Annotated in this window: 27 protein-coding genes; 7 read left to right on the top strand and 20 right to left on the bottom strand. The window is 73.3% G+C overall.

Features of this window, described 5'->3' with window-relative positions:
• Positions 1–71 precede the first annotated feature (71 nt).
• Genes AB0C25_RS11590 through uxaC form a run of 3 tightly spaced genes read right to left on the bottom strand, consistent with a single transcriptional unit; the run spans position 72 to position 4,346 of the window.
• Positions 72–1,562 carry a mannitol dehydrogenase family protein gene (locus AB0C25_RS11590; protein ID WP_357372144.1) on the bottom strand — a complete coding sequence of 497 codons (1,491 nt, stop codon included), beginning with the start codon at positions 1,560–1,562 and terminating at the stop codon, positions 72–74.
• Entirely contained in the window at positions 1,553–2,857 is a 1,305-nt protein-coding gene (locus AB0C25_RS11585) for an enolase C-terminal domain-like protein (RefSeq protein WP_357372142.1), read from the bottom strand. Before AB0C25_RS11585 ends, AB0C25_RS11590 begins: the two co-directional genes overlap by 10 nt.
• 55 nt (positions 2,858–2,912) lie before the next feature.
• Complete coding sequence (uxaC, locus tag AB0C25_RS11580; protein ID WP_357372140.1) at positions 2,913–4,346, bottom strand: glucuronate isomerase; 1,434 nt, start codon at positions 4,344–4,346, stop codon at positions 2,913–2,915.
• 319 nt (positions 4,347–4,665) lie between these two features.
• On the opposite strand from uxaC, the gene AB0C25_RS11575 reads away from it, so the two are divergent.
• The 3 genes from AB0C25_RS11575 (at position 4,666) to AB0C25_RS11565 (ending at position 6,900) form a co-directional block, all read left to right on the top strand.
• Positions 4,666–5,772, top strand: a complete 1,107-nt coding sequence (locus tag AB0C25_RS11575) for a LacI family DNA-binding transcriptional regulator (protein ID WP_357372138.1) — start codon at positions 4,666–4,668, stop codon at positions 5,770–5,772.
• A gap of 132 nt (positions 5,773–5,904) precedes the next feature.
• On the top strand, positions 5,905–6,414 hold the full coding sequence (locus AB0C25_RS11570) for a hypothetical protein (RefSeq protein WP_357372136.1): 510 nt from the start codon (positions 5,905–5,907) through the stop codon (positions 6,412–6,414).
• Between the two features lie 111 nt (positions 6,415–6,525).
• The gene (locus AB0C25_RS11565) at positions 6,526–6,900 is read left to right on the top strand and encodes a cupin domain-containing protein (RefSeq protein ID WP_357372134.1); all 375 of its coding nucleotides are present in this window, start codon (positions 6,526–6,528) and stop codon (positions 6,898–6,900) included.
• Positions 6,901–7,017: 117 nt separating this feature from the next.
• On the opposite strand, the gene AB0C25_RS11560 is transcribed toward AB0C25_RS11565, so the two are convergent.
• The 16 genes from AB0C25_RS11560 to AB0C25_RS11485 form a co-directional block, all read right to left on the bottom strand.
• The gene (locus AB0C25_RS11560) at positions 7,018–7,785 is read right to left on the bottom strand and encodes a hypothetical protein (RefSeq protein WP_357372132.1); all 768 of its coding nucleotides are present in this window, start codon (positions 7,783–7,785) and stop codon (positions 7,018–7,020) included.
• A gap of 71 nt (positions 7,786–7,856) precedes the next feature.
• Positions 7,857–8,318, bottom strand: a complete 462-nt coding sequence (locus AB0C25_RS11555; RefSeq protein ID WP_357372130.1) for a hypothetical protein — start codon at positions 8,316–8,318, stop codon at positions 7,857–7,859.
• Positions 8,315–9,247 (bottom strand): hypothetical protein, encoded by a 933-nt coding sequence (locus tag AB0C25_RS11550; RefSeq protein ID WP_357372128.1) that lies wholly within the window; start codon positions 9,245–9,247, stop codon positions 8,315–8,317. The genes AB0C25_RS11555 and AB0C25_RS11550 overlap by 4 nt, the downstream gene beginning before the upstream one ends.
• Positions 9,244–9,759 carry a phage tail protein gene (locus tag AB0C25_RS11545; protein WP_357255670.1) on the bottom strand — a complete coding sequence of 172 codons (516 nt, stop codon included), beginning with the start codon at positions 9,757–9,759 and terminating at the stop codon, positions 9,244–9,246. The genes AB0C25_RS11550 and AB0C25_RS11545 overlap by 4 nt, the downstream gene beginning before the upstream one ends.
• The gene (locus AB0C25_RS11540) at positions 9,740–12,391 is read right to left on the bottom strand and encodes a putative baseplate assembly protein (RefSeq protein WP_357372126.1); all 2,652 of its coding nucleotides are present in this window, start codon (positions 12,389–12,391) and stop codon (positions 9,740–9,742) included. The genes AB0C25_RS11545 and AB0C25_RS11540 overlap by 20 nt, the downstream gene beginning before the upstream one ends.
• The gene (locus AB0C25_RS11535; RefSeq protein ID WP_357255674.1) at positions 12,388–12,822 is read right to left on the bottom strand and encodes a GPW/gp25 family protein; all 435 of its coding nucleotides are present in this window, start codon (positions 12,820–12,822) and stop codon (positions 12,388–12,390) included. Before AB0C25_RS11535 ends, AB0C25_RS11540 begins: the two co-directional genes overlap by 4 nt.
• On the bottom strand, positions 12,819–13,157 hold the full coding sequence (locus AB0C25_RS11530) for a hypothetical protein (RefSeq protein ID WP_357372124.1): 339 nt from the start codon (positions 13,155–13,157) through the stop codon (positions 12,819–12,821). The genes AB0C25_RS11535 and AB0C25_RS11530 overlap by 4 nt, the downstream gene beginning before the upstream one ends.
• Positions 13,157–14,749, bottom strand: a complete 1,593-nt coding sequence (locus tag AB0C25_RS11525) for a phage baseplate assembly protein V (protein ID WP_357372122.1) — start codon at positions 14,747–14,749, stop codon at positions 13,157–13,159. Before AB0C25_RS11525 ends, AB0C25_RS11530 begins: the two co-directional genes overlap by 1 nt.
• Positions 14,746–15,627, bottom strand: coding sequence for a hypothetical protein (locus tag AB0C25_RS11520; RefSeq protein WP_357372120.1), 882 nt, complete (start codon positions 15,625–15,627; stop codon positions 14,746–14,748). The genes AB0C25_RS11525 and AB0C25_RS11520 overlap by 4 nt, the downstream gene beginning before the upstream one ends.
• Positions 15,627–17,198, bottom strand: a complete 1,572-nt coding sequence (locus AB0C25_RS11515; protein ID WP_357372118.1) for a hypothetical protein — start codon at positions 17,196–17,198, stop codon at positions 15,627–15,629. The genes AB0C25_RS11520 and AB0C25_RS11515 overlap by 1 nt, the downstream gene beginning before the upstream one ends.
• Positions 17,173–17,655 (bottom strand): phage tail protein, encoded by a 483-nt coding sequence (locus AB0C25_RS11510; RefSeq protein ID WP_357372116.1) that lies wholly within the window; start codon positions 17,653–17,655, stop codon positions 17,173–17,175. The genes AB0C25_RS11515 and AB0C25_RS11510 overlap by 26 nt, the downstream gene beginning before the upstream one ends.
• A gap of 1 nt (position 17,656) precedes the next feature.
• Complete coding sequence (locus tag AB0C25_RS11505) at positions 17,657–18,958, bottom strand: phage tail sheath subtilisin-like domain-containing protein (RefSeq protein WP_357372114.1); 1,302 nt, start codon at positions 18,956–18,958, stop codon at positions 17,657–17,659.
• Positions 18,959–18,985: 27 nt separating this feature from the next.
• A complete protein-coding gene (locus AB0C25_RS11500; RefSeq protein ID WP_357372112.1) occupies positions 18,986–19,684 on the bottom strand; it encodes a carboxypeptidase-like regulatory domain-containing protein in 699 nt (232 codons plus the stop codon).
• Positions 19,681–20,289: a glycine zipper family protein gene (locus AB0C25_RS11495; RefSeq protein WP_357372110.1), complete on the bottom strand. Its 609-nt coding sequence runs from the start codon at positions 20,287–20,289 to the stop codon at positions 19,681–19,683. Before AB0C25_RS11495 ends, AB0C25_RS11500 begins: the two co-directional genes overlap by 4 nt.
• Before the next feature lie 13 nt (positions 20,290–20,302).
• A complete protein-coding gene (locus AB0C25_RS11490) occupies positions 20,303–20,638 on the bottom strand; it encodes a hypothetical protein (protein WP_357372108.1) in 336 nt (111 codons plus the stop codon).
• Between the two features lie 145 nt (positions 20,639–20,783).
• A complete protein-coding gene (locus AB0C25_RS11485) occupies positions 20,784–21,602 on the bottom strand; it encodes a DUF3153 domain-containing protein (RefSeq protein ID WP_357372107.1) in 819 nt (272 codons plus the stop codon).
• A 208-nt stretch (positions 21,603–21,810) separates the two neighbouring features.
• Between AB0C25_RS11485 and AB0C25_RS11480 the strand changes: the two genes are divergently transcribed.
• Both AB0C25_RS11480 and AB0C25_RS11475 read left to right on the top strand, forming a co-directional pair.
• On the top strand, positions 21,811–22,800 hold the full coding sequence (locus AB0C25_RS11480; RefSeq protein WP_357372105.1) for an adenosine deaminase family protein: 990 nt from the start codon (positions 21,811–21,813) through the stop codon (positions 22,798–22,800).
• On the top strand, positions 22,797–23,237 hold the full coding sequence (locus AB0C25_RS11475) for an NUDIX domain-containing protein (RefSeq protein ID WP_357372103.1): 441 nt from the start codon (positions 22,797–22,799) through the stop codon (positions 23,235–23,237). Before AB0C25_RS11480 ends, AB0C25_RS11475 begins: the two co-directional genes overlap by 4 nt.
• On the opposite strand, the gene AB0C25_RS11470 is transcribed toward AB0C25_RS11475, so the two are convergent.
• Complete coding sequence (locus AB0C25_RS11470; RefSeq protein WP_357372100.1) at positions 23,234–24,397, bottom strand: FAD-dependent oxidoreductase; 1,164 nt, start codon at positions 24,395–24,397, stop codon at positions 23,234–23,236. The two genes, AB0C25_RS11475 and AB0C25_RS11470, sit on opposite strands and share 4 nt — an antisense overlap.
• A gap of 66 nt (positions 24,398–24,463) precedes the next feature.
• On the opposite strand from AB0C25_RS11470, the gene AB0C25_RS11465 reads away from it, so the two are divergent.
• Together AB0C25_RS11465 and AB0C25_RS11460 are read left to right on the top strand one after the other, a co-directional pair.
• Complete coding sequence (locus tag AB0C25_RS11465) at positions 24,464–25,090, top strand: TetR/AcrR family transcriptional regulator (RefSeq protein ID WP_357372098.1); 627 nt, start codon at positions 24,464–24,466, stop codon at positions 25,088–25,090.
• A 236-nt stretch (positions 25,091–25,326) separates the two neighbouring features.
• Entirely contained in the window at positions 25,327–26,451 is a 1,125-nt protein-coding gene (locus AB0C25_RS11460; RefSeq protein WP_357372096.1) for an FUSC family protein, read from the top strand.
• Positions 26,452–26,472: the final 21 nt, after the last annotated feature.

Here is a 26,472-nt window from a genome sequence, read left to right as displayed (position 1 = left end):
GCCGACCCGACCCGACATTCCGCGACAGCGCCAACGGCCGGTCGGGGGCGCGCGCTCACCGACCGGCCACCTCACCGGGCGCCGGCCAGGGTCGCCTCGACGCCGTGGCGTCCCAGCGCGGTCAGCCAGGCGATCACCTCGGCGCGGACCTCGTCGTCGTCGGCCACCTCAGCCGGGAAGATCTCGCGGAGCGCGAAGACGGCGTCCACCGCGCCGGCCGGGGTGTGCGCGCCGGCGTCCAGGGCGGCCCGGATCGGCCCGGCGAGCGGGTCCTGCAACGGCAATGGTCGGCCGTCGTCGGCGTACCCCAGCGCGAAGCGCAACCAGGACGCCACGACCAGCGCGCCCCAGCGCGCGGACCGGCCGGCCGCGCGCAGGTCGGCGATGGTGTGCAGGACGCGTTGCGGCAGCTTCTGCGAGCCGTCCACCGCGACCTGGAGGGTGCGGTGGTGGATCGCCGGGTTGCCGAACCGGGCGAGGACCTGCTCGCCGTAGTCGAGCACCCGGACGCCGTCCGGCGGGGTGAGGCTGGCCGCGACGTCCTCGGCGATCAGCCGGCGCAGCACGTCGGCCAGGTACGGGATCTCCAGCGCCTCGGCGATGGTCTCCCGCCCGGCCAGCGCACCCAGGTACGCGATGGCCGAGTGCACACCGTTGAGGGTGCGCAGCTTCAACCGTTCCCACGAGCCGGCGTCGTCGGTGAGCACCGCCCCGGCGTGCTCCCAGCCCGGCCGGCCGCCGGGGAAGTCGTCCTCGATCACCCACTGCGCGTACGGCTCGGCGGCGACCGCGGCCAGGTCGGTCACGCCGAGCGCCCGGCGGGCCGCCTCGATCGTCTCCGGCGTGCTGGCCGGCACGATCCGGTCCACCATGGTGCCCGGGCAGGTGACGTTGCCGGCCACCCACTCGACCAGCCCGGCGGGCACCCCGGCGGCACGGCCGACCGTCTGGTCGAGCATGCCGCGCAGTCGTCGGCCGTTGGCCGGCAGGTTGTCGCAGCTGACCAGGGCCACCGGTCCGGCGTCCGCGGTGGCCCGCGCGGCCAGCCCGCGCAGCAGCAACCCCGGCACGGTGGTCGGCGGACGGCCGCCGGCCAGGTCGGCGGCGAGCGCCGCGTCCGGGGACAGCTGGCCGGTCACCGGGTCGAGCAGATAGGCCTTCTCGGTGACGGTCAGCGTCACCACCCGCACCGCCGGGTCGGCGAGCAGCGCGACCACCGCCTGCGGGTCGCGGGGGGCGTGGAGTACGCCGCTGAGGGCGCCCACCACCCGGGTGCCGTTGCCGGCGGCGGAGAGGGTGCTGACACTGAACAGGTTGTCCTGCGCGGCGAGCGCCTCGACCACCGCGGTGCTGCGCGGAGCGACGGCCACGATTCCCCAGTCGCCGCCGGCCGCGCCGACCGCCGCCTCGGTGAAGACGGCCTGGTGCGCCCGGTGGAACGCGCCCAGCCCCAGGTGGACGATGCCGGCCGGCACCGTGCCCGGCCGGATGAGGGGACGGGCCTCGGCGGGCAGTCGGCGCAGCACGCCCAGGCCGAGTCGGGCGCCGACGGTCACCGCCATGCCGGGCCGTCCGGGAAGCGGAACTCGGCGATCGACGCCGGCTTCATGGTGGCGCTGTAACCGGGCCGCTCGGGCAGCAGGTAGCGGCCACCGCGGGTGCGGACCGGGTCGACGAAGTGCTCGTGCAGGTGGTCGACGTACTCGATCATTCGACCGTCCAGCCCGGTGCCCACCCGCAGGTAGTCGAAGATCGCCAGGTGTTGGACGTACTCGCAGAGGCCGACCCCACCGGCGTGCGGGCAGACCGGCACTCCGAACTTCGCCGCCAGCAGCAACTCGGCGAGGACCTCGTTGACGCCGCCGACCCGGCACGCGTCGATCTGCATCACCCCGATCGCCTCGGCCTGCAACAACTGCTTGAAGATCACCCGGTTGGCCGCCACCTCACCGGTGGCCACCCGGCACCGGCCACCGGTCAACTCGTCGACCGCCCGGGCGATCCGGGCGTGCCCGAGGATGTCGTCGGCGTGGGTCGGCTCCTCGATCCAGTACGGATCCACCTCCGCGAGGGTGGCCATCGCGGTGATCGCCTCGTCCACGTCCCAGACCTGGTTGGCGTCCATCATCAGCAGCGCGTCCGGGCCGATCTCCTCCCGGATGATCCGGGCCCGCCGCAGGTCGTCGGCGAGCGGGCCGCCGACCTTCATCTTCACCGCCCGCCAGCCGTCGGTGTACGCCTGCCGGGTGAGCGCCCGCACCTTGTCGTCCGGGTAGCCGAGCCAGCCGACCGAGGTGGTGTACGAAGCGAAACCACTCTGCTTGAGTTCCGCGAGCCGGCCCTCCCCTCCGATAAATCCCTTGTCGAGGATGGTGGCCGCCTCGTCCGGGGTGAGCGCGTCGGTGATGTGCTTGAAATCGACGCTGGCCACCAGGTCGTCGGTCGGCAACTCGGCCAGGAACCGCCACATCGGCTTGCCGGCGAGGGTGGCCCGCAGGTCCCACACCGCGTTGACGAGCGCGCCGGTCGCCATGTGGATGACGCCCTTCTCGGGACCGAGCCACCGCAGCTGCACGTCGGCGCTGAGTGAGCGCCAGAACGCGACAGGCTCGGCCGTGATCTCCTCGATGGTGCGGCCCTGGACGTGGTGGGCGAGGGCCCGGACCGCCGCGCAGGTGATCTCGTTGCCCCGGCCGTTGGTGAAGGTGAACCCCGCGCCGGTCGGGCCGGCGTCGGTGCCCAACTCCACGTACGTTGCCGAGTAGTCGCCCCGGTTGACCGCGTCGGAGCCGTCGCCCCGCGCGGCGGTCGGAAACCGCACGTCGTGCACTTCGACGGAGGTGATGGTGACCGTCACTGAGCCTGCCTCTCGTTCGCGACTGCGGGGCTCCGCTGCGCTGCACTCCTCGCGCTCACCGGCCGTTCCGCTCGAAGTTGAAGACCCGCTTGGGCAGCCGGTACGCCAGGTCCACGATGGTCTCGGCGGCCTCGTCCATCGGCAGCCGGTGCTCGGCGACCAGCCGGGCCAGGAAGCCGGCGTCGACCCGACGGGCCACGTCGTGACGGACCGGGATGGAGCAGAACGCCCGGGTGTCGTCGACGAACCCGGTGGTGTTGTAGAAGCCGGCGGTCTCGGTGACCGTCTCCCGGAACCGGCGCAACACCTCGGGGGAGTCCAGGAACCACCAGGGCGCGCCGAGCAGCACCGCGGCGTACCCGCCCGCGAGGGGCGCCAGCTCGCGGGTGAAGGTGTCCTCGTCGAGGGTGTAGAGCACCAGCCGCAGGCGGGGATCGTTGCCGTGGCGCTCCAGCAGTGGGGCGAGGGCGTGCACGTACTCGGTGGCCTGCGGGATGTCGCCGCCCACGTCCCGGCCGTGCCGGGCGTGCAGCCACCTGTTGTGGTTGCGCACCGCGCCGGGGTGCAGCTGCATGACCAGGCCGTCGTCGAGCGACATCCGGGCGAACTCCATCAGCATGTGCGCCCGGAACGCCTCCGCGTCGGCGGCGTCCGCCTCGCCGCGCCGGCCCCGGTCGTAGAGCCGCTCGGCCTCGGCCGGCGTCAGGTCCAGGGTGCGCGCGGTGGGGTGGCCGTGGTCGGTGGAGGTCGCCCCGGCGGCGATGAACGCGGCCCGTCGGGTCCGCAGGGCAGCCAGATAGCCGGCGTACGTGCCGGTGTCCTCGCCGGCCCGCTCGCCGAGCCGGTCCACGTTCGTCGACCAGCCGTCGTACTCCATGTCCACCACGTCGTCCGGGCGGAAGGTGGTGACCACCCGGCCGCCCGGCCCGCCCCAGCCGTCGGCGGCCAGTGTGGCGTGCTGGCTCAGGTCGTCAAGTGGCGACTCGGTGGTGGCGAGGACCTCGATGCCGAACCGCTCGAACAGCGCCCGGGGCCGGAAGTCCGGCTCGGCGAGCCGGGCGGCGATCTCGTCGTAGATCTCGTCGGCGGTGGCCGCACCGAACGCGGTGTGCACCCCGAACACGGTGCGGAAGGTCTGCTCCAGCCAGAGCCGCGACGGGGTGCCCCGGAACAGGTGCCAGTGCGTGGCGAGGCGCCGCCAGATCACCCGGCCGTCGGTCTCCACCGGGCTGCCGTCGCGGGTGGGAACACCCAGGTCGGACGGGGGGACGCCCTGGCTGAGCAGCATCCTCGTCAGGTAGTGGTCGGGCACGATGAGCAACCGCGCCGGGTCCGGGAAGGGCCGATCCTCGGCGAGCAGGGCCGGGTCGACGTGCCCGTGCGGCGAGATGATCGGCTGCTCCGCCGCGAGGACGTACAGCTCCCGGGCCAGCGCGCGCTGGCCCGGTTCGGGCGGCAGGAGCAGGTCGGTGTGGTCGAACGTCGGCACGGGGGAGGGGCTCCTCGTCTCCTGGTCAGCGGGAGGTGAGCAGGTCGGTGACCCGGACCGGCTGGCGGTGGTCGAACGCGACAGTCACCCGGCCGCCGGTCTCGGTGACATGCGGCCGCCTCCCGGTGATCCTGCAAAGGTTTGCAATGAAGTAATCACGATCAATGCGACCGAGTCAACCGGCGGCGATCACCGATTTCGTACGGCCGCAGATCGGCGTGTCCGCGCTTCAAACCGCGCGGCTATTGACAATGCTGCAACCGTTTGCATTAATGGCCACACCCACGGCACCGCCGCCACCTCGGACGAAGGGTCAGCCGTGCCCGTCACCATCCGGGACGTCGCCCGCGCGTCCGGTGTGCACATCTCCACCGTGTCCCGCACCTTCTCCGCCCCGCACCTGGTCAACCCGGACACCCGGGTCCGCGTGCTGACCTGCGCGGAGGACCTGGGCTACCGGCCGAACCGCGCCGCCCGAGCCCTGATCACCGGGCGGACGCACAACCTCGGGCTGATCATCGCGGACATCGCGAACCCGTACTTCCCGCCGCTGATCAAGGCGGCGGAGAGCCAGGCCCGACGCCGCGACTACCACGTCTTCGTGGCCGACACCAACGAGGACCCGACCGCCGAGGAGGAGTTGGTCCACGCGCTGGCCAAGCAGGTGGACGGGGTGCTGCTGTGCAGCCCGCGGATGAGCAACAGCCTGATCGAGCAGCTCAGCCGCGAGGTGCCGCTGGTGGTGGTGAACCGTCAGGTGACCGGCCTGCCCTGCGTACTGATGGACGTCGGGCAGGGCGCCCGCTCGGCGATCGAGCACCTGGTCGGCCTGGGGCACCGCGACATCGCGCTGCTCGGTGGCCCGCGCAACTCGTGGACCAACCGGGAGATGCGCCGTGCCGCCGGCACGGCCGCCCGAGCCGGCGGCGCGGAGCTGACCGTGCTCGGCCCGAACGCGCCCACCGAGGTCGGCGGCGCCGCCGTCGCCGAGCAGGTGCGACGCAGTGGAGTGTCGGCCGTGCTCGCCTACAACGACCTGATGGCGATCGGCCTCGTCGAACGGCTGGACGCGCTCGGGGTGCGGGTGCCGCAGGAGGTGAGCGTCGTCGGGGTCGACGACATCACCCTGAGCCGGCTCACCCGCCCCAAACTGACGACGGTGGCCACACCCACCGGGGCCGCCGGCCGGACGGCCGTCGACATGCTGCTGCAACAGGACGTCGAGTCACCACGCGGCGCGCGGGGACCCGGTTCCGGCCCGGCGCTCGGCGTCCGTCGTACCACCGCGCGGGTCATGCTCCAGACCGACCTGGTCATCCGCGACTCGACCGGCCCGGGGCCGTACGCCCGGCCGGCGCCTTCCCCGGCCGCACCCCACGGCCCGGACCCGCACTGCCCCGCAGGTCCGCGCATCCCGACCGGCTGACCCTGTTCGGCGACTCGACGAGCCACCGCGCGGACGCAGCCGTGGTCGCGGCCAGGGGGTAGTCTGCTGCGGACCATCGATAGCGCTCGACCGGACGGAGGGTCGGCCCTGGTCTTGAGGACCAACGCCGCCATGCGGAGCCTGCTGGGCAGTGCGGCCTTCGCCGCCGATCAGCCGACCCTTCCGTCGATCGAGCAGGACACGCTCGATGCGGGCTGGGCGGTGGAGCCGAGCGGTGCGCTCGTGCTGGTCGCGCATCGGCCGCACGACGGGCACGACGTTCCGGCGGAGTCGCTGGGGGAGGGCGAGTACGAGGTCAACGACGTGCACGTGTCGGTGACCGATCTGGGCAGAGAGTCACCCGACTTCCTGCCCCGGGCGGCGTCCCGTGGCCTGTATTTCGCTCGACGGATGCTGGCGGGGGCGCGTGGTCTGCCGGGCTCGGACACGCTCCTCGCGACCGTCGCCATCTTCGTCGACGTGGACGACGAGGACTTCGCCCTGCAGGGGGCGACAATCCGGTTCTTCAGCCGGCGGGGAGCCTATCCCCGCTGGTTCGACGATCTGGAGCCCTTCGCCCTGGAGGCGATCGCCGTGCTCGCCCTGTCCGACCTGACCGATCACCCCAGCTCACCGCACTGAAGCTCCCTCGTTCGGCATCCCTGCCCCCGGCAGGTCGGCGGCCCCTTATCCTCGAGCCGACATGCCAACCGGAGCGGGTGCCGTCTGCGCGACGGCGTACAGGGGGCCGTGATGAGCGGAGAGGATCGACCGGAGGGCATCAGTCCGACGGCGGTGCAGGGGGCGCCCGGACTGTGGCGCGTCGATCTGCAGAAACACGATCTCAGCATCCCCGGACGGGAGGTCGTCCAGAGTCGGGTGGAGTTCACGCCGGACTCGCCGCCGTTCAAGCACTTCCACCCCGGCGAGGAGATCATCTGCGTTCTTCAGGGGTCTCTGGAGTACACGCTCGAAGGCCAGCCGCCGATCGTGTGCAATGTCGGCGACGCGCTGACCGTGCCCTACGGCGTCCACCACCAGGCCCGCAACGTAGGCGACGGCATAGCGGTGGAGCTGGCCACCTACGTGGTCGAGAAGGGCAAGCCCCTGCTGACCAAGGTGGAGTGACCGGCCGCCGCGCCAACCCGTCGATCATGAGGTTGGCGACACGACACGCCGCGGTGGATGGCGATAACCTCATGATCACCGGGGTGGGCGTTGGGATCACCGGGGTGGGCGTTGGGATCACCGCGGTGGGCGTCGGGCCGGCAGGGCGGCCGTCACCCGGATGGCCTTCACGATCGCCGGGATCGACCCGATCAGCAGCACCAGCCCCCAGATGATCGCGATCACCGCGAACACCAGTGCCGCCACGTCGTCGACGATGCTGACCAGGATCACCGGCACCAGGTGGTGCAGGAACTCCAGGACGACAGTGCACAGCAGGGTGGTGAGGATCAGCAGGACGAGGCCCTTGTTCTGCAGGAAGCGCGGCTGGGCGAGCACCAACAGCCCGGCCCACACCAGCTTGAGCAGCAGCACCAGCCCCAGCAGCAGCGCCGCCTCGCCGACCGGGAAGAACCCCCACAGCGCCAGGTACGCGATCGTGCCGAACGGGACCGCCAGAAACAGCGACACCATGATGGACAGCTCCACGAACGCGATGACCAGCGCGACCAGCCCGACGATGATCAGGATGATCGAGAAAATCAGGCTCGCGACGCCCTGCACCCGGCCCTGGACGCGTTCGGGCAGCAGCATGCCCAGGCAGAACAACCCGGTGCTCCAGACCGCCACCGCGTCGACCAACGCCAGGTAGCCGGTGGCCCGGCCGGACGGCTCGCTGACGCCGGACACGTCGTCGAGATCCACCTCCAGCGCGCCGGCGGTGTCGGCGAGGGCCGCGCCGGCGTCGGCGCCGCCCAGCAGCAGCCCGGCACCCAACTCCACACCGATCGCCAGGACGATGGCGAGCATCGCCAGCAGCAGGAACGGCTTACGCAGGTCACCCACGGCGGCACCTTCCTCTCAGCTCAACAGATCGCCGCGACGATCCGGTCAGGACGTGGCCGCGACGATCAGGGTCAGGACGGGGCCACGACGACCGTGCAGCCACCGAGGCCGGGGCAGATCAGGCCCACCTCGGTGGCCTGGTCGACCGCGACCTTCGCCACCGCGCCGGTGCCGTCGGACGCCGGCTCGACCTCGTCGCGGATGGTGAGGGCGGCGTCGCCCGGCGCCGGCGCGACGACCGTGAACCGTGCCGCGCTGCGCAGCACCAGGGTGCGCAGCCCACCCGGATCGGCGACCCGCACCACGCACCTGCCGGAGAACGTCAACCGGCCCGTCTGGTCGGCGCAGTCGGCGTCGACCGTGGCCGGATCCACCGCCGCGCGCTCACCGCCCAGCACGCCCAACCGGTCGACCAACCCGTGCCGGGCACCCGGATCACCCCGGTCGTCGCCGCCCACGCCGACCGCGACCACGAACAGCGCCACCAGCAGCACGGCGAGCAGCCCCAGCAGTGCCTTCTGCCGACCACTCATCGCGCGGCGACCGGTGCGACGACGACCTCGCTGAACCGGATCAGGTCGACACCCGCGAAGTAGCGGCTGGTGCCCTGCGTCTTGCCCACCACCAGCAGCGTGACCTGGTGTGCCCCCTTGCTGAGCTGGACGGTGCCGACGTCCAGGAACTCCGTCTTCTGCGTCGTCGGAGTGAAGCCGAGGAACGTGCCGCCGACCTGGTTGCCGTCGATGGTGAAGACGGTGTTGGCGTAGTCGAACGAGGTGGTGCGCACCGTCGCGAAGCGCCAGATGCCGTCGGCCGGGATCTGCACCGTCACGGTGACCTGATCGCCGATCGCCAAGCCGGTGAAGAAGAGCTGCTTGTCCCCGGACCAGGTCACCGCGCAGCAGTTGGGCTGCGCGCCCACGGCGGCCTTGCTCTTCTGCGGCGACGTGATGACCGCGGCGTCCACCAGGCTCTCCGCCTCGATGGTGACCACCCGCGGCTCGCCGGGATCCGGCGCGCCGTCGCGGGTCAGCAGGACCACCCCCACGGCCACCACCACCAGCACCAACGCCGCCGCGGCGGCGATCCACAACCATGGGGTACGCCGAGGCGGCGCGACCGCCCGTACCTCGTAGGTGACCCGACCGCTGGACCGGGAGCTCTCCTCCGGCGCGGTGTTCGCCGAGTACGCGAACCCGGTCATGTCGTAGCGCCGGGGTGGGGTGCCCGCGGGTACGGCGAGGGTGACCAGGAACGACACCGAGCCCTGCCCCTGTACCACCCGCTGCGGCTCGGCGACGGTGAACCACGCCCGCTGGGAGCCGTCACCGGGCGCCACGTCGAACACCACCGTGTCCGGTGCGGCGCCCGGGTTGGAGACGGTGAAGGTCAGCTCGCCGCTGTTGCGCGGGTCGAGGGTGAACTGCTCGGCGGCGGCGACGACCGCCCATTCGGTGGTCATGACGACTCCTCTTCCAGGACGATCTCGACGGTGGTCGAGGCGGGTTTCTCCGCCTCGACGATGCGGGTGATCACGGCGAGTTGGCCGGCGGCGGCGGCCGGGACCCGCACCACGACGTGGAAGGGCCGTTCGGTCGGCTCGTCGATCGCGAAGCCCGGCAGACCGGTGGCCAGTTCCAGGGCCCGCCGCATGCCGTACGGGGTGCCACGCCACCGGGCCAGCAGGGCGGCGTTGGCCACCAGGTCGCGCAGTCGTCCCACCGGCAGCGGCAGGGGCGCGTCCGGCCGGGGTGAGGCCACCACGTGGTCCATCGCCACCCAGCGGGTCAACCGCACGACCAGCCCGTCCGGCGCCCGGTACGGGTCGAACAGGGCGTCCACCTCGGCGAGGATCGCCTCGTCCGGGGCGTGCAGCCCCTCCATCACGTCCAGCAGCGCCCAGAGCACGCTGCCGGGCACACAGGCCCGCTGGTAGGCGGCGGGCAGCAGCCGTTCAATCGCCGAACGTCGCATCCTGGCGCACCACCTCGATGTCGTGCTCGCCGGAGCAGAGCAGCCAGGTATCCGGGACGGTCACCACGTCGGCGGTGGCCTGGTTGGCGCTGGGCGTCCAGTCGACCGCGTTGGCGCTGCGGTGCACGCCGCGTTCGCCGCCGGCCAGGAGCAGCCGCTCCGCCGTGCCCGTGCCGCCGGTCGCACCGCCCGCGCCGCCGACTGTCGGACCGCCCACCGCGATGGCGTCCACCGGCACGAACCGGGTCCGGTCGCGCAGCGGCAACCCGCAGTTGACCGACACCGACTGCCACTGCGGCTGCGCGCCCAGGGTGTCCAGCCGCAGCACCCCGCCGCTCTGCGTCGCCGCCACCGCGAGCTGGCCGGCGAACGCCAGGTCACGGCACGTGCCGCCGACCCAGCCGGACTGCACCGGCTGCCACTTCACGTCGGACTCGAACAACCGGGTGCGGTGGCAACCCTGTCCGGGCTTCTTCGGGTCCGGCTCGCCCGCGCCGCTCCACAGCAGGGTCGCCGGGCCGTCGTACTGCACGGCGAGCACCCGGTTGTCCACGTTGGCCAGGCCCACGTGCGTGAAGCTGCCCGGTCGGCCGCCGGCGGTCGACAGGTACACCCCGAAGCTGGCCTGCGCGGCCACCGCCACCCCCGGCGCGCCCCGCTCCGAGACGAACGCCCGCACCGCGTAGAACCCCCGGTCGGCGTCGGACGGGTCGACCAGGATCTGCAACGGCACCGCCCCGGGCAGCAACGACACCTCGTACAGGCCGGTGTCGGTGGCCACCAGGAGCGCTCCCGCGCCGTCGCGGTCCAACCAGGCCACGTCGGAGATCCGCGCGTCCAGGTCGGTGAGCAGCGACCAGGTCTCGCCCAGGTCGGTGCTCAGGTGCACCCGGGAACCGCCGGACGATCGCAGCGTCACCACGGCCACGGAGCCGGGGCGCGCGACGATGCCCGGCCGCACCGGCGCGGGAGCGGGCGCCACCCGCAGCACCGTCTCCTCGTCGAACCGGCCGGCCGGCTCCCACCCCGCGCCGCCGTTGCTGGAGCGGAACAGCACCGGACCGCGCCCGGCGTACCAGGTGCGCGGCTGGTACTGGTCGACGGCGAGGGCGCGTACTCCCGCGTCCGGGGCCTCGTCGACCACGAACCGGACCGACTCGACGTAGCGCACACCCGGCTCGGCGTGCTCCAGCAGTCGGTACACGTTCGACGCCCGCAGCGGCTCACCGAACGGCCAGCCGGTCGGGTTGAGCGCGGTCGGCAGCGGACTCAACGTCTGGTGCAGCCGGTCGTGGATCCGGCGGCGTACCGCGTCCACGTCCTCCTCCCGGCGGACCACCACCCGGGCCCGGACCGACACCGCCTTGAACCGGGCCCAGGTGGCCCGGGACCGGATGCCGACCATCCGCCGTTCCTCCAGGTCCGCCTCCACCCGGCGACGCGCCTCGGGCACCTCGTGCTCGCGCAGCACGGTCACCGGCAACCGGCCACCGGGACGGGCCGTCGGCGGCACGTACGGCACCAGCACCACCTCGACCTCACCGGGCCGGGCGAAGCTGTACACCGCCGCGCGGGTGAACGCCCGCGCCCGCGCCACCGCCCCGGAGCTGGTGGCGAGGACCTCGAAATCGCGGGCGGTGACCGCCCGTTGCTGGGCGAAGAACTCGTACGGGCCGCGCAGCAGCACCGACTCCAACGCCTCCACCTCCCGGCCGCCGGCCGCCGGGGCGGGATTGTCCACGCGTACCCCGGGTAGCGGGTCGCGCAGGCTGGTCAGCGTGCCCGCCGCCACGTTGCCGGTGGGTCCGCCGCCGGCGCGGTACCAGAGCCGGACCTGCCGCCCGGCCGGCGGCACCGCCGCCACCGTCACCGGCGCCGGGCCGGATGGCGCAAGGTCGCCGGGCGCGGCCGGCGGTCGCAGGTCCAGGGCCGGGGCGAAGGTGACGGTGCCCGAGCAACGGTCCACCAGGTACGCCTTGGCCTGCGGGCCGAGCCCGGCGAAACTGTCCACCGGCTGCCAGATCTCGAACGTGCGGCCGTCGTGCTCCCGGGCCGCCGCGCCCAACTCCACGGTGCCGGCCGGCACCTCCACGCCGAGCAGCAGGTCCAGCGGCTCGGCGGTGTGCGCCAACGGCGCGTGGGCGGCCCGCAGCACCTGCCCCGGCTGGCCGGTGCCCACGCCGAGCAACTCGGCCTCGATGAGTTCGCAGTGGTGCATCCGTACCGTCACCGACGTCTCGTCGGCGGGCAGCAGCGTCGGCTCGGTGGTGACGAAGACGACCGGCCGGGGATCCGCGCCGCGCGCCGCCGCGACCCGCAGACCGACCGGGATCCGGATGGCCGCCCGGTCGCTGCCGCTGCGGGTGAACCGGACGTCCGCCCAGGCCGCGGTGGGTGGGTGCCGGCTGACCCCGAGCAGGTTCAGAAACGAGACGTACGCCTTGTCCGGCAACTGGTTCAACCGGTAGATCATCACCTCGGTCAGGTGGGCGAACGCCTCCACCAGGGCCATCCCGGGGTCGTGCGCCGACAGGTCGGTCCACGCCGGGCAGGACTGCCGGATCCGTTCCCGGGCCTCGGTGACGAGGTCGAGGAAACCGCGATCGTCCAGATGCGGCACGGGCAACGTCATGACGGTCCTCCCTGCGCGGGTTCGTCGGCGGGAAGCAGGTCCACGGACAGGACCAGCTGCCCGGGGGTCAGGCTGGCGCGCACCCGGTAGTCCAGCCGGATCACCAGCCGCCACGCGTCGTCCGGATCCGGCCCGGCGTCCACGTCGATCACCTCGACCCGTGGCTCCCACCGGGCGATGGCCTGCCGGACGTAGTGGATGGCCAGGCCCGCCGTGGTGTCGTCGTTGGGGGCGAAGACGAGCCGGTGCAGCCGGGACCCGTACCCGGGTCGCATCAGCCGCTCGCCCGGCGTGGTCGACAGGAGCAGGAACAGCGCCTGCCGTACGCTCTCGTCGCCCTCGGTCATCGCCAGGCCGCCGGCCGCGGTGAGTGCCAGGCCACCGCCGCGCCCGGCGTCGAAGCCGGCCCCGACGAAGCGGAAGGCCCTCACCGGTCCGCCCCGAGGAACCTCTGAGCAGGGTCGCGCACCGTGTGGTGGACCAGCCCCGGTGGGGTGCCGTCGGTGAACCCCTCCAGGTGCGACAGCACCACCCGGTGCCCGCCGACCCGCAGCCAGTCGCTGTAGCCGACCCGGACGCTGAGGGTCTTGCCGCACGGCTTGATCGTCGGGCCGTAGTTGGGACAGGCCGTGATGCTGCGCGCCTGCGGGTCGTCGTCCACCAGCACGGGTACGCCGGTGACGGTCACCCACTGCTGCGAGGGTCGGTTCTCGACCCGGCCGTCGTGATCGCAGGTGATCACGGAGTCACGGTGGATCCAGCGCATCAGCCGCCTCCTTCGTGGTGGGCGCGGGCAAGCGTTCGGGCCTGCCGCGCCGCGGTGGTCGGGTCCTCGGTCGACTCGGCGCGCAGGAAGTCCACGCTGCGGGCGCGGACCACCATGGCCCGGCCGGGCGCGGAGATCACCAGGTCGGATGCCGCGTGCAGCGTGGCCAGGTCGGGGGTCAGTTCCAGATAGCTGCCGTCCTCGGTGCCCAGCCGCAGGCTGCGCCGCACGTCGTCGACGACGATCGACTGCCCGCCGGCGGTGCGCAGCGACCAGCGCCGCGACTTCCCGTCGTCGATGCCCGCGTCGTACGGCTCGACGGCGCCAAACAGCGAACCGAGCACGATGCCCGAGGCCGGCTCGCCACCGGGCAGCACCACCAGCACGGTGTCGTCCGGATCCGGCAGCGCCACCAGGCCCTTGCCCCGCCCCGCGCCGGGGCAGAGCACGGCGAGCCACCCCGCGTCCAGGTCCCCGTACGCCGGCAGGCTCAGGCGGACCCGTCCCAACCCGTCGGGGTCGGCGACGTCGGTGACCGTGCCCAGGGTGACCACCGCACCGCCGGCCGGGGTCGGTGGGGCGACCGGCGGCACGGTGGAGAACCGGGTCAGGTGTCCGTTGCCGTCCACGGTGTGCACCACCTCGGTCAGCACGTACGCCCCGGCGACGGGCTCGGGCACACCGCTCAGGTCGATCCGCCGGCCCGGTCGCAGCGCCGGATCGCCCTCGGCCACCCCCTCGGCGGTGACCAGCGTGGCCGCGCGGGTGTCCAGTCGCGCCTGGGCCAGCGCCGCCAACTCGTCGTCGCTGCGGCCCGGCTGGTCGACGGCGGTGCGGACCCCGTCGGCGCCGACGTCGGCCGGGTCCGGTCGGTCGAACGCCGGCCGACCACACCGTGCCTCGTCGGCCTGCTGGCTGATCACCTCGGCCCGCTGCGGGTGCCAGCCCAACGCGGCACTGGCACCGCTGGCCTGGTCGGCGTTCGTGGACAGGCGCAGGGTGTGCACGCCCGCGCCGAGGGTCAGCGCGACCGGTTCCCCGTAGCCCGCGAGGGTGACCAACCGGACCCCGTCACCGTCGGCGGCCAGGTGCAGTCCGGCTCGGCCGACCACCTCGCACAGCAACTCCAGATCGCTGTGCCGGTGCTGCGACAGCCGGTCCAACCGTGGCCCGTCGACCTCGGCGGACACCTCGAGCCCCACCGCGCCGCACAGTTCCCGGGCCAGTTCGACGGCGGTCACCGAGGTGAACACCCGCAATCCCTGCCGCTTGCGCAGCCGGTGCAGCGGGTCGTACGCCCGCAACCGCAGCACCGCCGCTCCGTCGGCGGCGTACTCGACCTCCACGGCGGTGACCTCCCCGCTGAACAGGGCGTCGGCGTGGTCGGCGAGTCGGACGTCGAGCGTCGTGCCGGGTCGTACCGCCGGGTCGAACGCGCCGACGCCGACGGAGGTGGCGAGCACGAGCTCCGCCTGCGTGGGCTGGTCCAGCCGTGCCGCCACCCGTAGCGAGCGGATCCGCTGACGAACCGCGCCGGTCAGCTCGGCGCCGTCGAGCAGGACGAGCAAGGCCCGGGGCGCGACGCTAGTCACGGCGTACCCCCGGGGTTGCCGCGCCCGCCGGAGACGACCGCTGCGGTGGTGCCGCTGCCGGCGGTCGAGGGGCCGGTGCTCAGCGCGCCGGCCACCGCCTGCGCCATCCCGGCCAGTGCACCGGCGACTGTCGATCCGCTTGCCGGGACACCGCCGGCGCGGGCGCCGGCCGCCGGGGGGACGGCGAGCGTGGTACCGGCGGGCACGGCGAGGGGGTCGGTGATCCGGTTGTGTTCGGCCAGCAGGCGCCACCGCAGCGGCGAGCCGAGCGCGTCGTTGGCCAGCAGGTCGAAGCGCACACCGGAGCGGCCCGGCTCGGCCGCGCCGTCACCGGCGGCGATCACCGCGCTGCCCGGTGCGGCGGTCGGGGTGCTGGCCGCGGCCAACTCCTCGGCGAACCCCGCCTCGGCCTGGTCGGCCGTCTCGGCGGCGCGGACCAGCTTCAGCCGTAGCCAGGAACGCCGGGGCGAGCCGGTGCCGGTGAACGCGTCGAACCGCTCCGCCACCGCGATGATCACACCGGGCACGTTCCAGGTCTTCCCCCACACCAGCCGGACCAGGGGCGGACGCAGCCAGCCATGCTCGGCGGCCGAGTTCTCCGCGAGCATCCACAGGGGACGGGTGAGCACCCGTACGTCGGCCGGACGGGTCGGCGCCTGGACGAAGTCGACGTCAAAGAGCAGGTCGAGCACCAGTTCGGTCCGGCCGCCGCCGGTGAAGACCAGCGGGTCGTCGGCCAGCCCGGACCCGGTGAGCTGTCCGCCGCCGGCACCCCGATGACGTACGCCGGCGAGCCGGGTCACCTGCACGGTCTCCGGGTTGAGCAGGCAGTCCACCCGAACGCCTGTGGAGTCGATGAGGAAGGCGACACGTTCCATCAGCCACCCGCCTGTTCCCGGTCCAGCCGGGTCAACTGAGCGTTGTCCAGCGCCGTACCGGCGACCGACCACAGCGCGGTGTCGTCGGGCAGCGCCGGCCACCTGTCGAACGCCGTCGCGTCGGCCGCGCTCTCCAGTCCTCGTACACCCGGATCGCGGTGCGTCGAGCCGATCCAGGGCACACCGGGGCCCGGACCGGTGCGGGGTGCGGTGTGCTGTCCAACCCGCTCGCCAACCTGCTGCCCCGACCGTGCCCGCTCGTCCGGCAGGGCCGGCCAGAGACCGCCGTCAGCCGCCGTCCCACCGACGTACGTCGAGTCAGTCTCAGATCTTGGAGGGAAAGTGCCCCTGGAGGGGCCGAAATCTTCCAAGATCCGCGCAGGGAGGGTGTGGAGGGGAGAGTTGGCCGAGGCGGTTGGCTCTCCGACTCTTGGCTGCCTCCTCGTGTCGGTGTCGGGGGTGTCGTCTTGAGCCGGACCTGCCGCCGCGCCCGGTGGGGATGCGCGTCGACGCCAACTGTCCAGCAGCCGGCCCGGCGAACGTCGGTCCGCGTTCGAGGCGAGGGGCACCTCGGCCGTCGCGGTGACGTCTGAGGCGTCGCTGTCACCCCGTGGGCTGGCGCCGCCCATCCCTGGACCGCCGGAGCGGTCGGCTGCCCTCGACGCACGCGTCGACCGTCCGGCCGCGCCCGTCGAGCCTGACCCGTCCGGCCATCCGACCCCGCGCACCGCCTCCGGCCCGTCGACGCCGTACGTCGCGTTCACCGTGCCGGCGTGACGGGCCATACCGTCGTCACCCACTGTGTCCGGTGCGGCGGACGGCGGGCGGTCACGCCCGTAGGAATGCGCGGCCGCGTCCGGGCCGCTCATGCTGGTCGCGCGGCCGAGTCCACCACCCGTGCCGGGGGTACGACGACCCGCCGGGTCGGCAGGGAGCCCGGGCCCCTCGCCGGCGGCCCGAGCTGGTCGGGTCACGGTGGTCCACCGGTCCGGTCCGACCTGATCGATCCGATCCCGGGGGCCAAAGTCGGAGCCGGAGCCAAAGTCGGTGCCAGAGCCGGAGCCGAAGCCGAAGTCGAAGTCGAAGCCAAAGTCGGTGCCAGAGCCAGAGCCGGAGCCGGTGCCAGAGCCGGTGCCAGAGCCGGAGCCGAAGCCGGAGCCAAAGTCGGAGCCGCCGGCGGGATCATCCCGCCCCTCCGTCGGTGCGGCACCGGGCCGGTCGAGGTCCAGGTCGTGCAGCAGGCCGGGCGCGTGGGCGGCGACCAGGTCCAGCCAGTGCTGCGGTGGTTCCCCGAAGCGGCGCGGTGGAGCCCCCGGCATCTCCGGCGACGGCTGTGGCGCCCGGTGCTCGGCGTGCCCCGGGTCCTCGGCGTGCGCACGATGGCCGGCGTGCGCACGATCCCCGGCGTGCGCACGATCCCCGGCGGGCGCACGATCCCCGGCGGGCGCACGATCCCCGGTGGGCGCACGATCCTCGGCGGGCTCGACCCGCCCGGCGAGGCGCTGCACCGCCCCGGCAGCCGAGCGCAGCCGGCCGGCCAGCCAGCTACGCGGGTGTCGGCGCGGTGGCACCGCCGGTCTCCAGCTCCAGACCCTCGTAGCGCAGGGTCAACGAGGCGATGGCGATCTCGTGGCTGAGGGTGTTGAGGTGCGCGCCACGCCAGCGGGTGGGCCAGGCGTCGATCAGGTTCCACCGCAGCATCTCGGCGGTCCCGACCGAGTCGAGCAGCACCACGGAGACGTTGCGGCGGTTGAGGGTGCCCTGCGCGGTGGCGTTCACCCAGTCCCACAGCTCGCGGGAGGCGGTGAGGCCGAAGTGCAGCGTCACCGGCTCGTACTCGGCCTGGCCGGGCACCATCCGCATCCGGCCCAGGCCGTGCTCCCGGTACGGCTGCCCGGGGATGTTCACCTCCAGCCCGGTCATCTCGGTGAAGTGGCCGTTGGTGACCCCGTTGATGAGCAGCCGGAAGTTGTACCGCCGGTACGGGTCGGCCGGGGCGCCGGGCTGCGGGGTGGCTGTGGTGGGCATGTCAGCCTCCGATCGTCTCGGTCTCGGTGCCGCCGGCCCACTGGCTCAGCTTGAACACCACGAACTCGGCGGGTTTGACGACGGCGATGCCGATGTGGGCGATCACCATGCCCGCGTCGCGGACGTCGACCGGGTTGGTCTCCTCGTCGCACTTGACGAAGAACGCCTCCTCGGGGCTGCGCCCGAGCAGTGCGCCGTCGCGCCACACGCGGGTGAGGAACGCCCCGATGTCACGCCGGATGGAGCGCCAGAGGGTGAAGTCGTTGGGCTCGAAGACCATCCACCGGGTGCCGTTGGCGATGGCCTGTTCGATGGCGATGCTGAGTCGCCGGACGTTGAGGTAACGCCACTCGCTGGCCTCGGCGGCGAGCGTACGGGCGCCCCAGACCCGGATGCCCTCGCCGGCGAAGTAGCGGATCACGTTGACGCCCTTGGGGTTGAGCACGTCGTGCTCCGGTCGGGTGACCAGGTAGGCCAAGTCGACGGCCCCGCGGACGGGTTCGTTGGCCGGCGCCTTGTGCACTCCGCGCAGGGCGTCGGTGCGGGCCCAGATGCCGGCCAGGTGCCCGCTCGGCGGGGTCAGTTCCAGCTCCCCGCTGATCGGGTCGCGGACACGCAGCCAGGGGTAGTAGAAGGCACCGAACTCGGACTGCCGCGGCCGGTACGCCGCCCCCTCGTGCCCGCCCGAGCCACCCGGCTGGGCCGAGCCGCCGGAACCAGCCGAGCCGCCGCCGGCACCAGCCGAGCCGCCGCTGCCGGGACCGGCCGAGCCGCCGCCCGTACCCTCGGCGGGTTTGGGGGGTTTGCCGGTGGACGGCGTCGCCACCCGGGTCAGCGCGGCGATGTCGTCGATGTCCGGTGCCGGATCGCAGATGGCGACCATGGTGCGGGTCCGCTCGGCCATGCTGAGCAGCGCCTCGTGCGACACCACGTCGTGGAAGCCGGGTGCGGCGATGATGGAGATCTCGTCGATGGCCTCCAGCAGTTGCAGGCCACCGCGCCGCTGCCCGGTGCCGGTGATCGCGCCGCCCTCGCCGACGTTCACCACCCAGCAGCGGGCGCCCCCGTTGTCCAGGAAGCCGAAGACCGCTCGGGCCAGTGGGGTGCTCTCCACCTGGTCTCCGTCGGCGAAGAGCCGCAGGAACTCCGTCCAGTTGTTGACCGGCACCGCCCGGCCCAGGTGGGCGTCGTGGTTCGGGGCGAGTCCGACGAAGGCGGCGATGCTGGTGCTCGCCGGGCCGATCGGTCGGGCGCCGCTGGGGACCTCCTCGACATAGATGCCGGGGGAGAAGTAGCTGGGCATCGATCCTCCTGTGCGGGTGGGCGGGCGTCAGTGGGTCGGTGGCGCGCAGACGATGACGAGGTCGGGTTCGCCGGGGTCGACGTCGGCGGTGAGGACGAGCCCACGCCCGGTCAGCCGCAGCCGGGCCGGGCTCGGGTGCTCGGGGTCGTGCGGGACGCCGACGAGGTGGAACCGACCGTCGGTGTCGGTGCGGGTGGCGGACCCGGTGGCCGACAGCTCGACCCGCATCGCGGCGAGAGGTTGGTCCTCGGGGCCGACCACCCGGCCGGTGAGAGTGCGTACCTCCAGGTGCCGCAGCCGCAGCGGTTGCAGCACCGGGGGTGCGGCCGGGGTCGGGTGGTCGACCTGGGCGGCTACGTCGATCAGCAGCGCCGGGCGCGGCGCGGCGCCGAACGCCGCCCACAGTGGCGGATCGCCGGCCTCCAGGACGACCGGGTAGCTGCCCTCGCGGGTCGCCGCGGTGAGCACCCGGTCCAGCCGGGGCAACCCGGCCGGCCCGGTCACGCAGAGCAGGTAGCGGACCGTGAACCGGTATGGTTCGCGGACCACGCCGCTGGAGCGGGTCTGCTGGGCCGGGCGCAGCTCCATCGGCCAGAGAGTGAGCCCGGCGGCGTCGCCGCCGGTGCGGGGCGGGCCGACCGGGACGGGTTCCCCCGCGGCGCTGGTCAGCCAGGCGGCCAACTCGGCGGTGGCCGTCTCGATCGGTCCGCGCCCGTCGGTGGTCATCGCGGCGGCGTCCCCTGGATCCGGTACGCGATGGCCTCGTTCCACACGTGCGGGTAGACGCCGATCTCGAAGTACCTGGTGAACCGGTTGATCGGGGCGTTGGCGTGGTCGTGGTAGAGCAGCCACACCGGGGCGATGGTGAACAGCACGTAGTTCGCCAGCACCAGCGGGATGTAGAGCGGGCCGAGCAGGCGACCCTGGAAGATGTGCACGTCCTCGTGCCGTTGGATGCCCGAGCTGGAGCCGGCGCAGACGGTGCCGATCGTGGTGGCGTAGCGGGGCGAGACCCCCTCCACCACGCTGACCCGGCCGCTGCCCGACGAGGTGGGTCGGTCCAGTGAGTGGCCGAAGACCAGGTGCACGGTCAGGTAGATGGCGCCGACGACCGTGTTGAGCAGACTCCAGGTGTGGTCGACGACGAAGAGGAAGATGCCGCGGGCGTCCGCCGCGTACACCCCGGCGGAGCTCACCGCCCAGCCGAACACCGCGCCGAACAGCAGGCCCACGACGGCGCCGACCAGGAGCCCGATCGAGCCGCCGGCGAGGAAGCCGAACAGGGCGCCGAGGATGACCTGGATCGCCGCGCTGAGAATTCCGAAGACCATGACGTCACCCCCCTCAGACCCAGGAGCGGAAGACTCGGGGCTCGCGACCGCTCGCGACCTGGGTTGGCGTCGCCTGCCGGTTGCCGGGCGGGAACTGGTTGACGCCGAGCGCGGCGGAGAAGATGACAAGCGCGTTGAAGAACGCGATGACCCACTTCTCGCCGCCTGCCTCGTCGGCGAACGCCGCTGTCCCGTAGGACAGCAGCAGCGCGATGGCGATGGCGATCCACTTGCGGAGCTTGTCGCCACTGGGGCCGATCAGCCCGCCGATGACGTTGGTGGCCAGCAGGGTGGCGGCGCTCGCGCCGGCGATGCTCCCCAGGGCTGCCCAGGTGAAGAGATCGTTCATGACGATCCCCCTTTTCTGCGATGGTGCGACCGGGATGTGGTGGTGGTGAGGTCCGGTGCTGCCGAGTGGGAGCACCGGGGCCGGTCGCCGTCGTCTCGCGGCGGCCGGGGCCGGGCGTGGCCGGCGGAGCCGGCCACCGGGTGGATCAACCGGGCCCCGGCGCGCCGGCGGGCGGGCCCGGCGGTGTCGGTCCGGGCGAGGTCGGTCCGGGGGCGGCCGGCGCCGTCGGGCGCCGGCGTCGCAGCAGGAGTACGCCCACCGCGGCGAGCAGGAGCAGCAGGAGTACGCCGCCGACGATCAGCGGCCACCCGATCCCGCCGTCGTCAACGGCGGCAACCGGTGAGGTGGACGGTCGAGGTGGCGCCTCGGCGACCGCGCGCAGCTCGATCGGCTTGTCCTGGTTGGGTTCGACCTTCCAGCTGACCGAGCGGCCGTTGACGGTGCCGTTGCTGTCGATCACCCGGCCGGGGAATGCCACCGAGATCTCGAACGACATCAGCTTGAGGAACGCCTGCTGTTGCTGCGGATTCTGCTGCGCTACCTTTCCGCCGTATTTCGACGGATCGAGCGGCAACGTGAAACGGTACAAGTCGCCGTCCCGGACCAGTTTTACGCTCTCCGTGTCGAAACCTGCCAGCGGCGCCTTGCGATAACTGATCTGGGCACCGAAGAATTTGTCGTCCTCGTACCGGGTCTCTTCGCCCGCCGGCAGGGCGGGAATGTTCTGCCGCAGCTCCGCGAAGGCCGCCGGGATGTTCTTGTTTCGCGAGGTCAGCAGAGACTTCTCGGCGGTCAGCAGCAACTGCCCGTCGACCGTGTCGTCGGCGTTCACGGTGAGCCCCATGTTGAGTTGCATGCAGCCACTCAACGCCGCCACCAGAAGGAGGCACACCGCGACGCGGAGTGCCTTACCGCGGTTGACTCTCCTGTTCATGGGCTCAGTGTGTGTGATCCATTTCACCATCGGCAGTCAGCGATCAGTCACAAGGCAGTCGCCGATTGTACCGACGCACTGTCATATGTGACCGAGGTGAATCGGGGCGCAATTGACTACTCTGGAGCTTTGGGCCGAGAACATTTTTCCGGTGGTGATCCCCCGCCTGGGGGAGGTCAGCCCGGGGCGGGGTGGGGCAGGCTGGGCGCACCCGTTCAGCCCACCCTCGAGGACCGCGATGACGCCGGCTCAGCGCCACACCCCGAAGATCGAACTGCACGTCCACCTGGAGGGGGCGGTCCGTCCGGCGCTGCTCGCCGCGCTGGCCCACGGCCATCGCCTCCCGGTGCCGGCCGAGACGTCCGGACGGTTCGACGACCTGTACGACTTCATCACCACCTGGAATGCGATGACCACGGTGCTGCGGACGCCGCAGGACTACCAGCGGGCACTGCTGGCGTACGCCGCGGAGGCCGCCCGCGACGGCGCGGTCCACCTGGAACCGATCGTGGACGCCGACCAACGGCACGGGTTGTCCGGCTGGGCCGACCTGCTCGCCGCCCTGGTCGACGCGGCGGCCGAGGCCCGCGAGTCGTACGGGGTGTCGATCGGGCTGACCCCGCAGGTCTGCCGGGGCCACGACGTCGACTTCACCGAGAGCGCGGCCCGCATCGCCACCCGGTTCGCCGGGCAGGGGGTGGTCGGCTTCGGGCTGTCCGGTGCCGAGGGGCGGCACCCGACCACGCCGTACCGTCGGATGGTGGAGTTGGCCCGCGACGGCGGCCTGCCGTTCGTGCCGCACGCGGGCGAGGCGGCCGGGCCGGAGGCGGTCCGCGAGGTGCTGGCGATGGGCGCGGCCCGGATCCGGCACGGGGTGCGGGCCGTGGAGGACCCGGAGTTGGTCGCCGAGCTGGCCGCGCGGGGCGTCGTGTTGGACGTGACGCCCACCTCCAACCTGCGCCTCGGCGTGGCCCGAGAGGACCGTCCGCATCCGTTGACCGTGCTGACCGACGCCGGGGTCGCCTGCTCGGTGTCCACCGACGACCCGGCCATCTTCGACATCACCCTGGCCGACGAGTACGCGTTCGCCGCCCAGCTCGGGGTGACCCCCGCGACCGCCTACGCCGCTGGCCTGCGCGGCCTGCTCGGGGACGCCGCCGACCACGCGCGACTGGTGGCGGTGGGGGAGCAGGCGTACCGGGCGGCCCGCCCTAAGCTGAGCCGGTGATCGTCGTCGCGTGTGTGCTGCTTGTGGATCCCGCCGGGCGGCTGCTGCTGCAACTGCGCGACGGCGGCGCGATACACCACCCGGACGTGTGGGGGCTGCCCGGCGGCCACGCGGAGGCGGGGGAGACGCCCGAGCAGGCCGCCGAGCGGGAGCTGTGGGAGGAGACCGGCCTGCGCGCCGACGGGCCGCTGCGCCTGATCGCCGTGCAGTCGCGACCCGAGCTGAACCGGGAGATGCACTACTTTCTCGGCCGCACCCGGGCCCGGCAGGAGGACGTGGTGCTCGGTGAGGGCGCGGCGATGGTCTTCGTGCCCGGCGACGAGGTGCTCAACGGTCGTCCCTGGACGCCGGGCACCGTCGAGGTGCTGACCCCGTTCCTCGCCGCGCCCGACTACGCCGCCGCGTTCACCGGCCCGGCCCCCACCGAGCCGGCCTAACGGGCGGGCGGTCGCCAGTCGGCGTACCGGGCCGCACTCCGCAGGGCGACCCGGGCCGGGATGAGGCGCAACGCGGTGCTGCGTACCGCGAAGGCGATCGGGTTGTGCAGCTGCTGTCCGAACCGCCCGGCGACGTGGGAGGCCCGGGCGACGGACTGACTGCGCGGTCGACGCTGCTGGTCGTACGCGGCCAGGGCGGCCGGCACTCCCTCGGCGCCGCCGGCGCAGACCGCGCCGAGCACCACGGCGTCCTCGATCGCCTGCCCGGCGCCCTGCCCCAGGTTGGGCGTCATCGGGTGGGCGGCGTCGCCGAGCAGCGCCACCCGTCCCCGCACGTACGAGGGCAGCGGGACGGCCAGGTGGTGGATGTCGTTGCGCAGCACCACGTCCGGTGGGGTCGCCGCGAGCAGCGCCGGGATGGGGGCGTGCCAGTCGCCGAAGTGCTCCCGCAGGACCGCCAGCTCGTCGGGGGCGTGGCCGCCGGGCGGGGCGTTGAGTGCGCCGTACCAGTAGAGCTGGCCGTCGCCGATCGGCACCATGCCGAACTCGGCTCCCGGTCCCCAGGTGATCGCGGCCGGGATCGGGTCCGGGAACGCGATGGCCGCGCGCCACGTCGTCGATCCGGCGTACACCGGGCCGGGGTGTTGCGGCCAGAGCTGGGCGCGGACCCGGCTGCGCAGGCCGTCGGCGGCGACCACCAGGTCGGCGTCGAGGGTGTGTGGGCCGTCGGGACCCTGGTAGCGCACCTCGGCGTGGTCCGGGCCGGACTCGACGTGTTCCACACTGGCGTTTGTGCGCAGGGAGGAGGGCGGCAGGGCCTCGCGCAGGGTGCGGTGCAGCGTGGCCCGGTGCACGCCGAGCGCCGTGGTGCCGAGCTGCCGGACCATCTCGGAGGCGTCTATCCGGGACAGCCACCGCCCGTGCCGGTCGCGGACGCCGCCGGGTGCCTCGCCGTGGCCACCCCGGCGCAGGGCCGGGCCGAGGCCGAGGGCGTCCAGCCCGCGCACCGCGTTGGCCATCAGGCTCAGGCCGGCGCCGACCTCGCGCAGCTCGGCGGCGCGCTCCAGCACGGTGACCCGCCACCCGTGCCGGTGCAGGGCGAGAGCCGCGCTCAACCCGCCGATTCCGCCGCCCACCACGACCGCGTGTGCGTCGTCCATGTCGATCCTCCTTCTACATCTGTAGAAGAGTGATACTACCTGCGGACCCCGAGAAGAAGGAGTGCCATGACGGCGCGGGCGAACCGGATCGCGACGCTCACCGACGCGGCCATCGAACTGATCGCCGACGGTGGCATGCGGGCGTTGACCCACCGGGCGGTCGACGGCCGCGCCGGGATGCCGCCCGGCACCACCTCCGCGTACCTGCGCACCCGACAGGCACTGATCGAGGCCGTGGTGGGGCGGCTCGCCGAACGGGACCGGGCCGACCTGGCGCGTCACGACCTGCCGACCGGTCCGCCGCCGACAGCCGCCCCCCGGCTCGACGGAAACGATCTCGACGGCCTCGCCGTCGGCGTCGCCGAGGTGCTCGACCGCTGGTTGAGCACCGGGCGCAGCCGGACCCTGGCCCGATACGCCTGCCTCCTCGAGGCGGTGCACCGGCCCGAGCTGCGCGGCATCCTGCAACACGGCACCGGCCTGCGGGCGCAGGCCCGGGACCTGTTGACCCGGGCCGGGGCCACCGACCCCGATCGGCAGGGCGACCAGTTCGTCGCGTTCGTGGACGGGCTGCTCTTCGACCGGCTGGTCGGCGCGGGCGCGCTCAGTGCCCCGCAGCCCGGAAGCGCGGCCAGTCGTGCCGACCTGAGCAGCGCGGTCCGTACGCTGCTGCACGCCCTAACCGGGAACTGACCCAGCACCCCGGCAGCCCAGCACCCCGGCAGCCCAGCAGCCCGGCAGCCCAGCAGCCCGGCAGCCCGGCACCCCGGCAGCCCGGCACCCCGGCAGCCCGGCACCCCGGCGGCGTGGCTCGGGGCAGCCCCGGTGAGCAGGTCTGCCACGTGATGGGAGACGATCGCCTCGGGTGCCGAGGGCCCGGTGCCCCGGGCCGACGCGGTGGAGCTGAATCGTTGGGGAGGAGGGTGGCGATGGTGCGGTTCAGTGGCCTGCGGACGGCCGGCGGACGGCTGCGGCACGGCTGGCGGCCGGTGCTGGAGGCGACCGCGGCGGCGACCGTGGCGTGGCTGCTGGCCACCCGGCTGCTCGGGCACCCGCAGCCCTTCTTCGCGCCAGCCGCGGCGCTGATCGTTCTCGGTCAGGCGCGCGGTCAACGTATTCGTCGAGCCGTCGAGGTCGTACTCGGGGTCGCCGCCGGGGTGCTCGTCGCGGACCTGGTGGTGCAGGCACTCGGCCCGGGCAGCACCTGGACGGTCGGCACCGTCATCCTGCTCACCGTTCTCCTCGCGGTGGCCTTCGGCGCGACCGGCGTGACGCTGGTGCAGGCCGCCGTCTCCGCGCTCTACCTGGTGGTGGTCGCGCCGCCGGACGGGTCGTTGGTGCCGTTCCGGTTCGTCGACGCGCTGGTCGGCGGTGCGGTCGCGCTCGCGGCCAGCCTGCTGGTCGACGCCCGGCGCCCCCTCGCGCCGCTGGTCGCCGAGGTGCGGCGGACCTTCGACGAGCTCGCCGGGCTGCTGGGTGGGATCGCCGACGCGCTGGACCGTGGCGACGAGGCCGCCGCGTTCGCGGCGCTGACCCAGGCCCGGGGAATGGACGCCCGGGTGGACGGGCTGCGCGACGGGGTGCTGGCCGCCGGTGAGGCGCTGCGGCTCAACGTCCGTCGGCGCCGGCACATCGGTCGGCTGAGGTCGGTGGACGAGTCGATCCGGCAGATCGACTACGCGGTCCGCAACGTCCGGGTGCTGGCCCGCGCGGGCGTGACACTGAGCCGGCTGCACACCCCGGCGCCGCCCGAGCTGGGCGCCGCCCTGCGATCCCTGGCCGAGGCCGTCCGCCAGGCCGGTGCCGCCCTCGCCGCCGACCTCGACGGCCAAGAGGAGACCGCCGACCGGCACGGCGGCCGGGCCGACGAGTCCGCGTTGGCCGCCGTGCACACCGCCGGGCAGCTCTTCGGCGCCACGCCGACCCTGCCCCTGGCGATGATCATCGGTCAGGTCCGGGCCACGGCCATCGACCTCCTGCGTGGTGTCAACCCGGAGGACGACGCCGCCGTCCTCGCCCGCGTCGACGAAGCCCTCGGGCTCCCCGCCGTCTGACGTCCCACCGGCGTGCGCGGG

The organism is Micromonospora sp. NPDC048839, assembly GCF_040649915.1.
Taxonomy (GTDB): Bacteria; Actinomycetota; Actinomycetes; order Mycobacteriales; family Micromonosporaceae; genus Micromonospora.
Note: the sequence above shows the minus strand (reverse complement) of the source record. Positions and strands in the feature narration are given on the sequence as shown.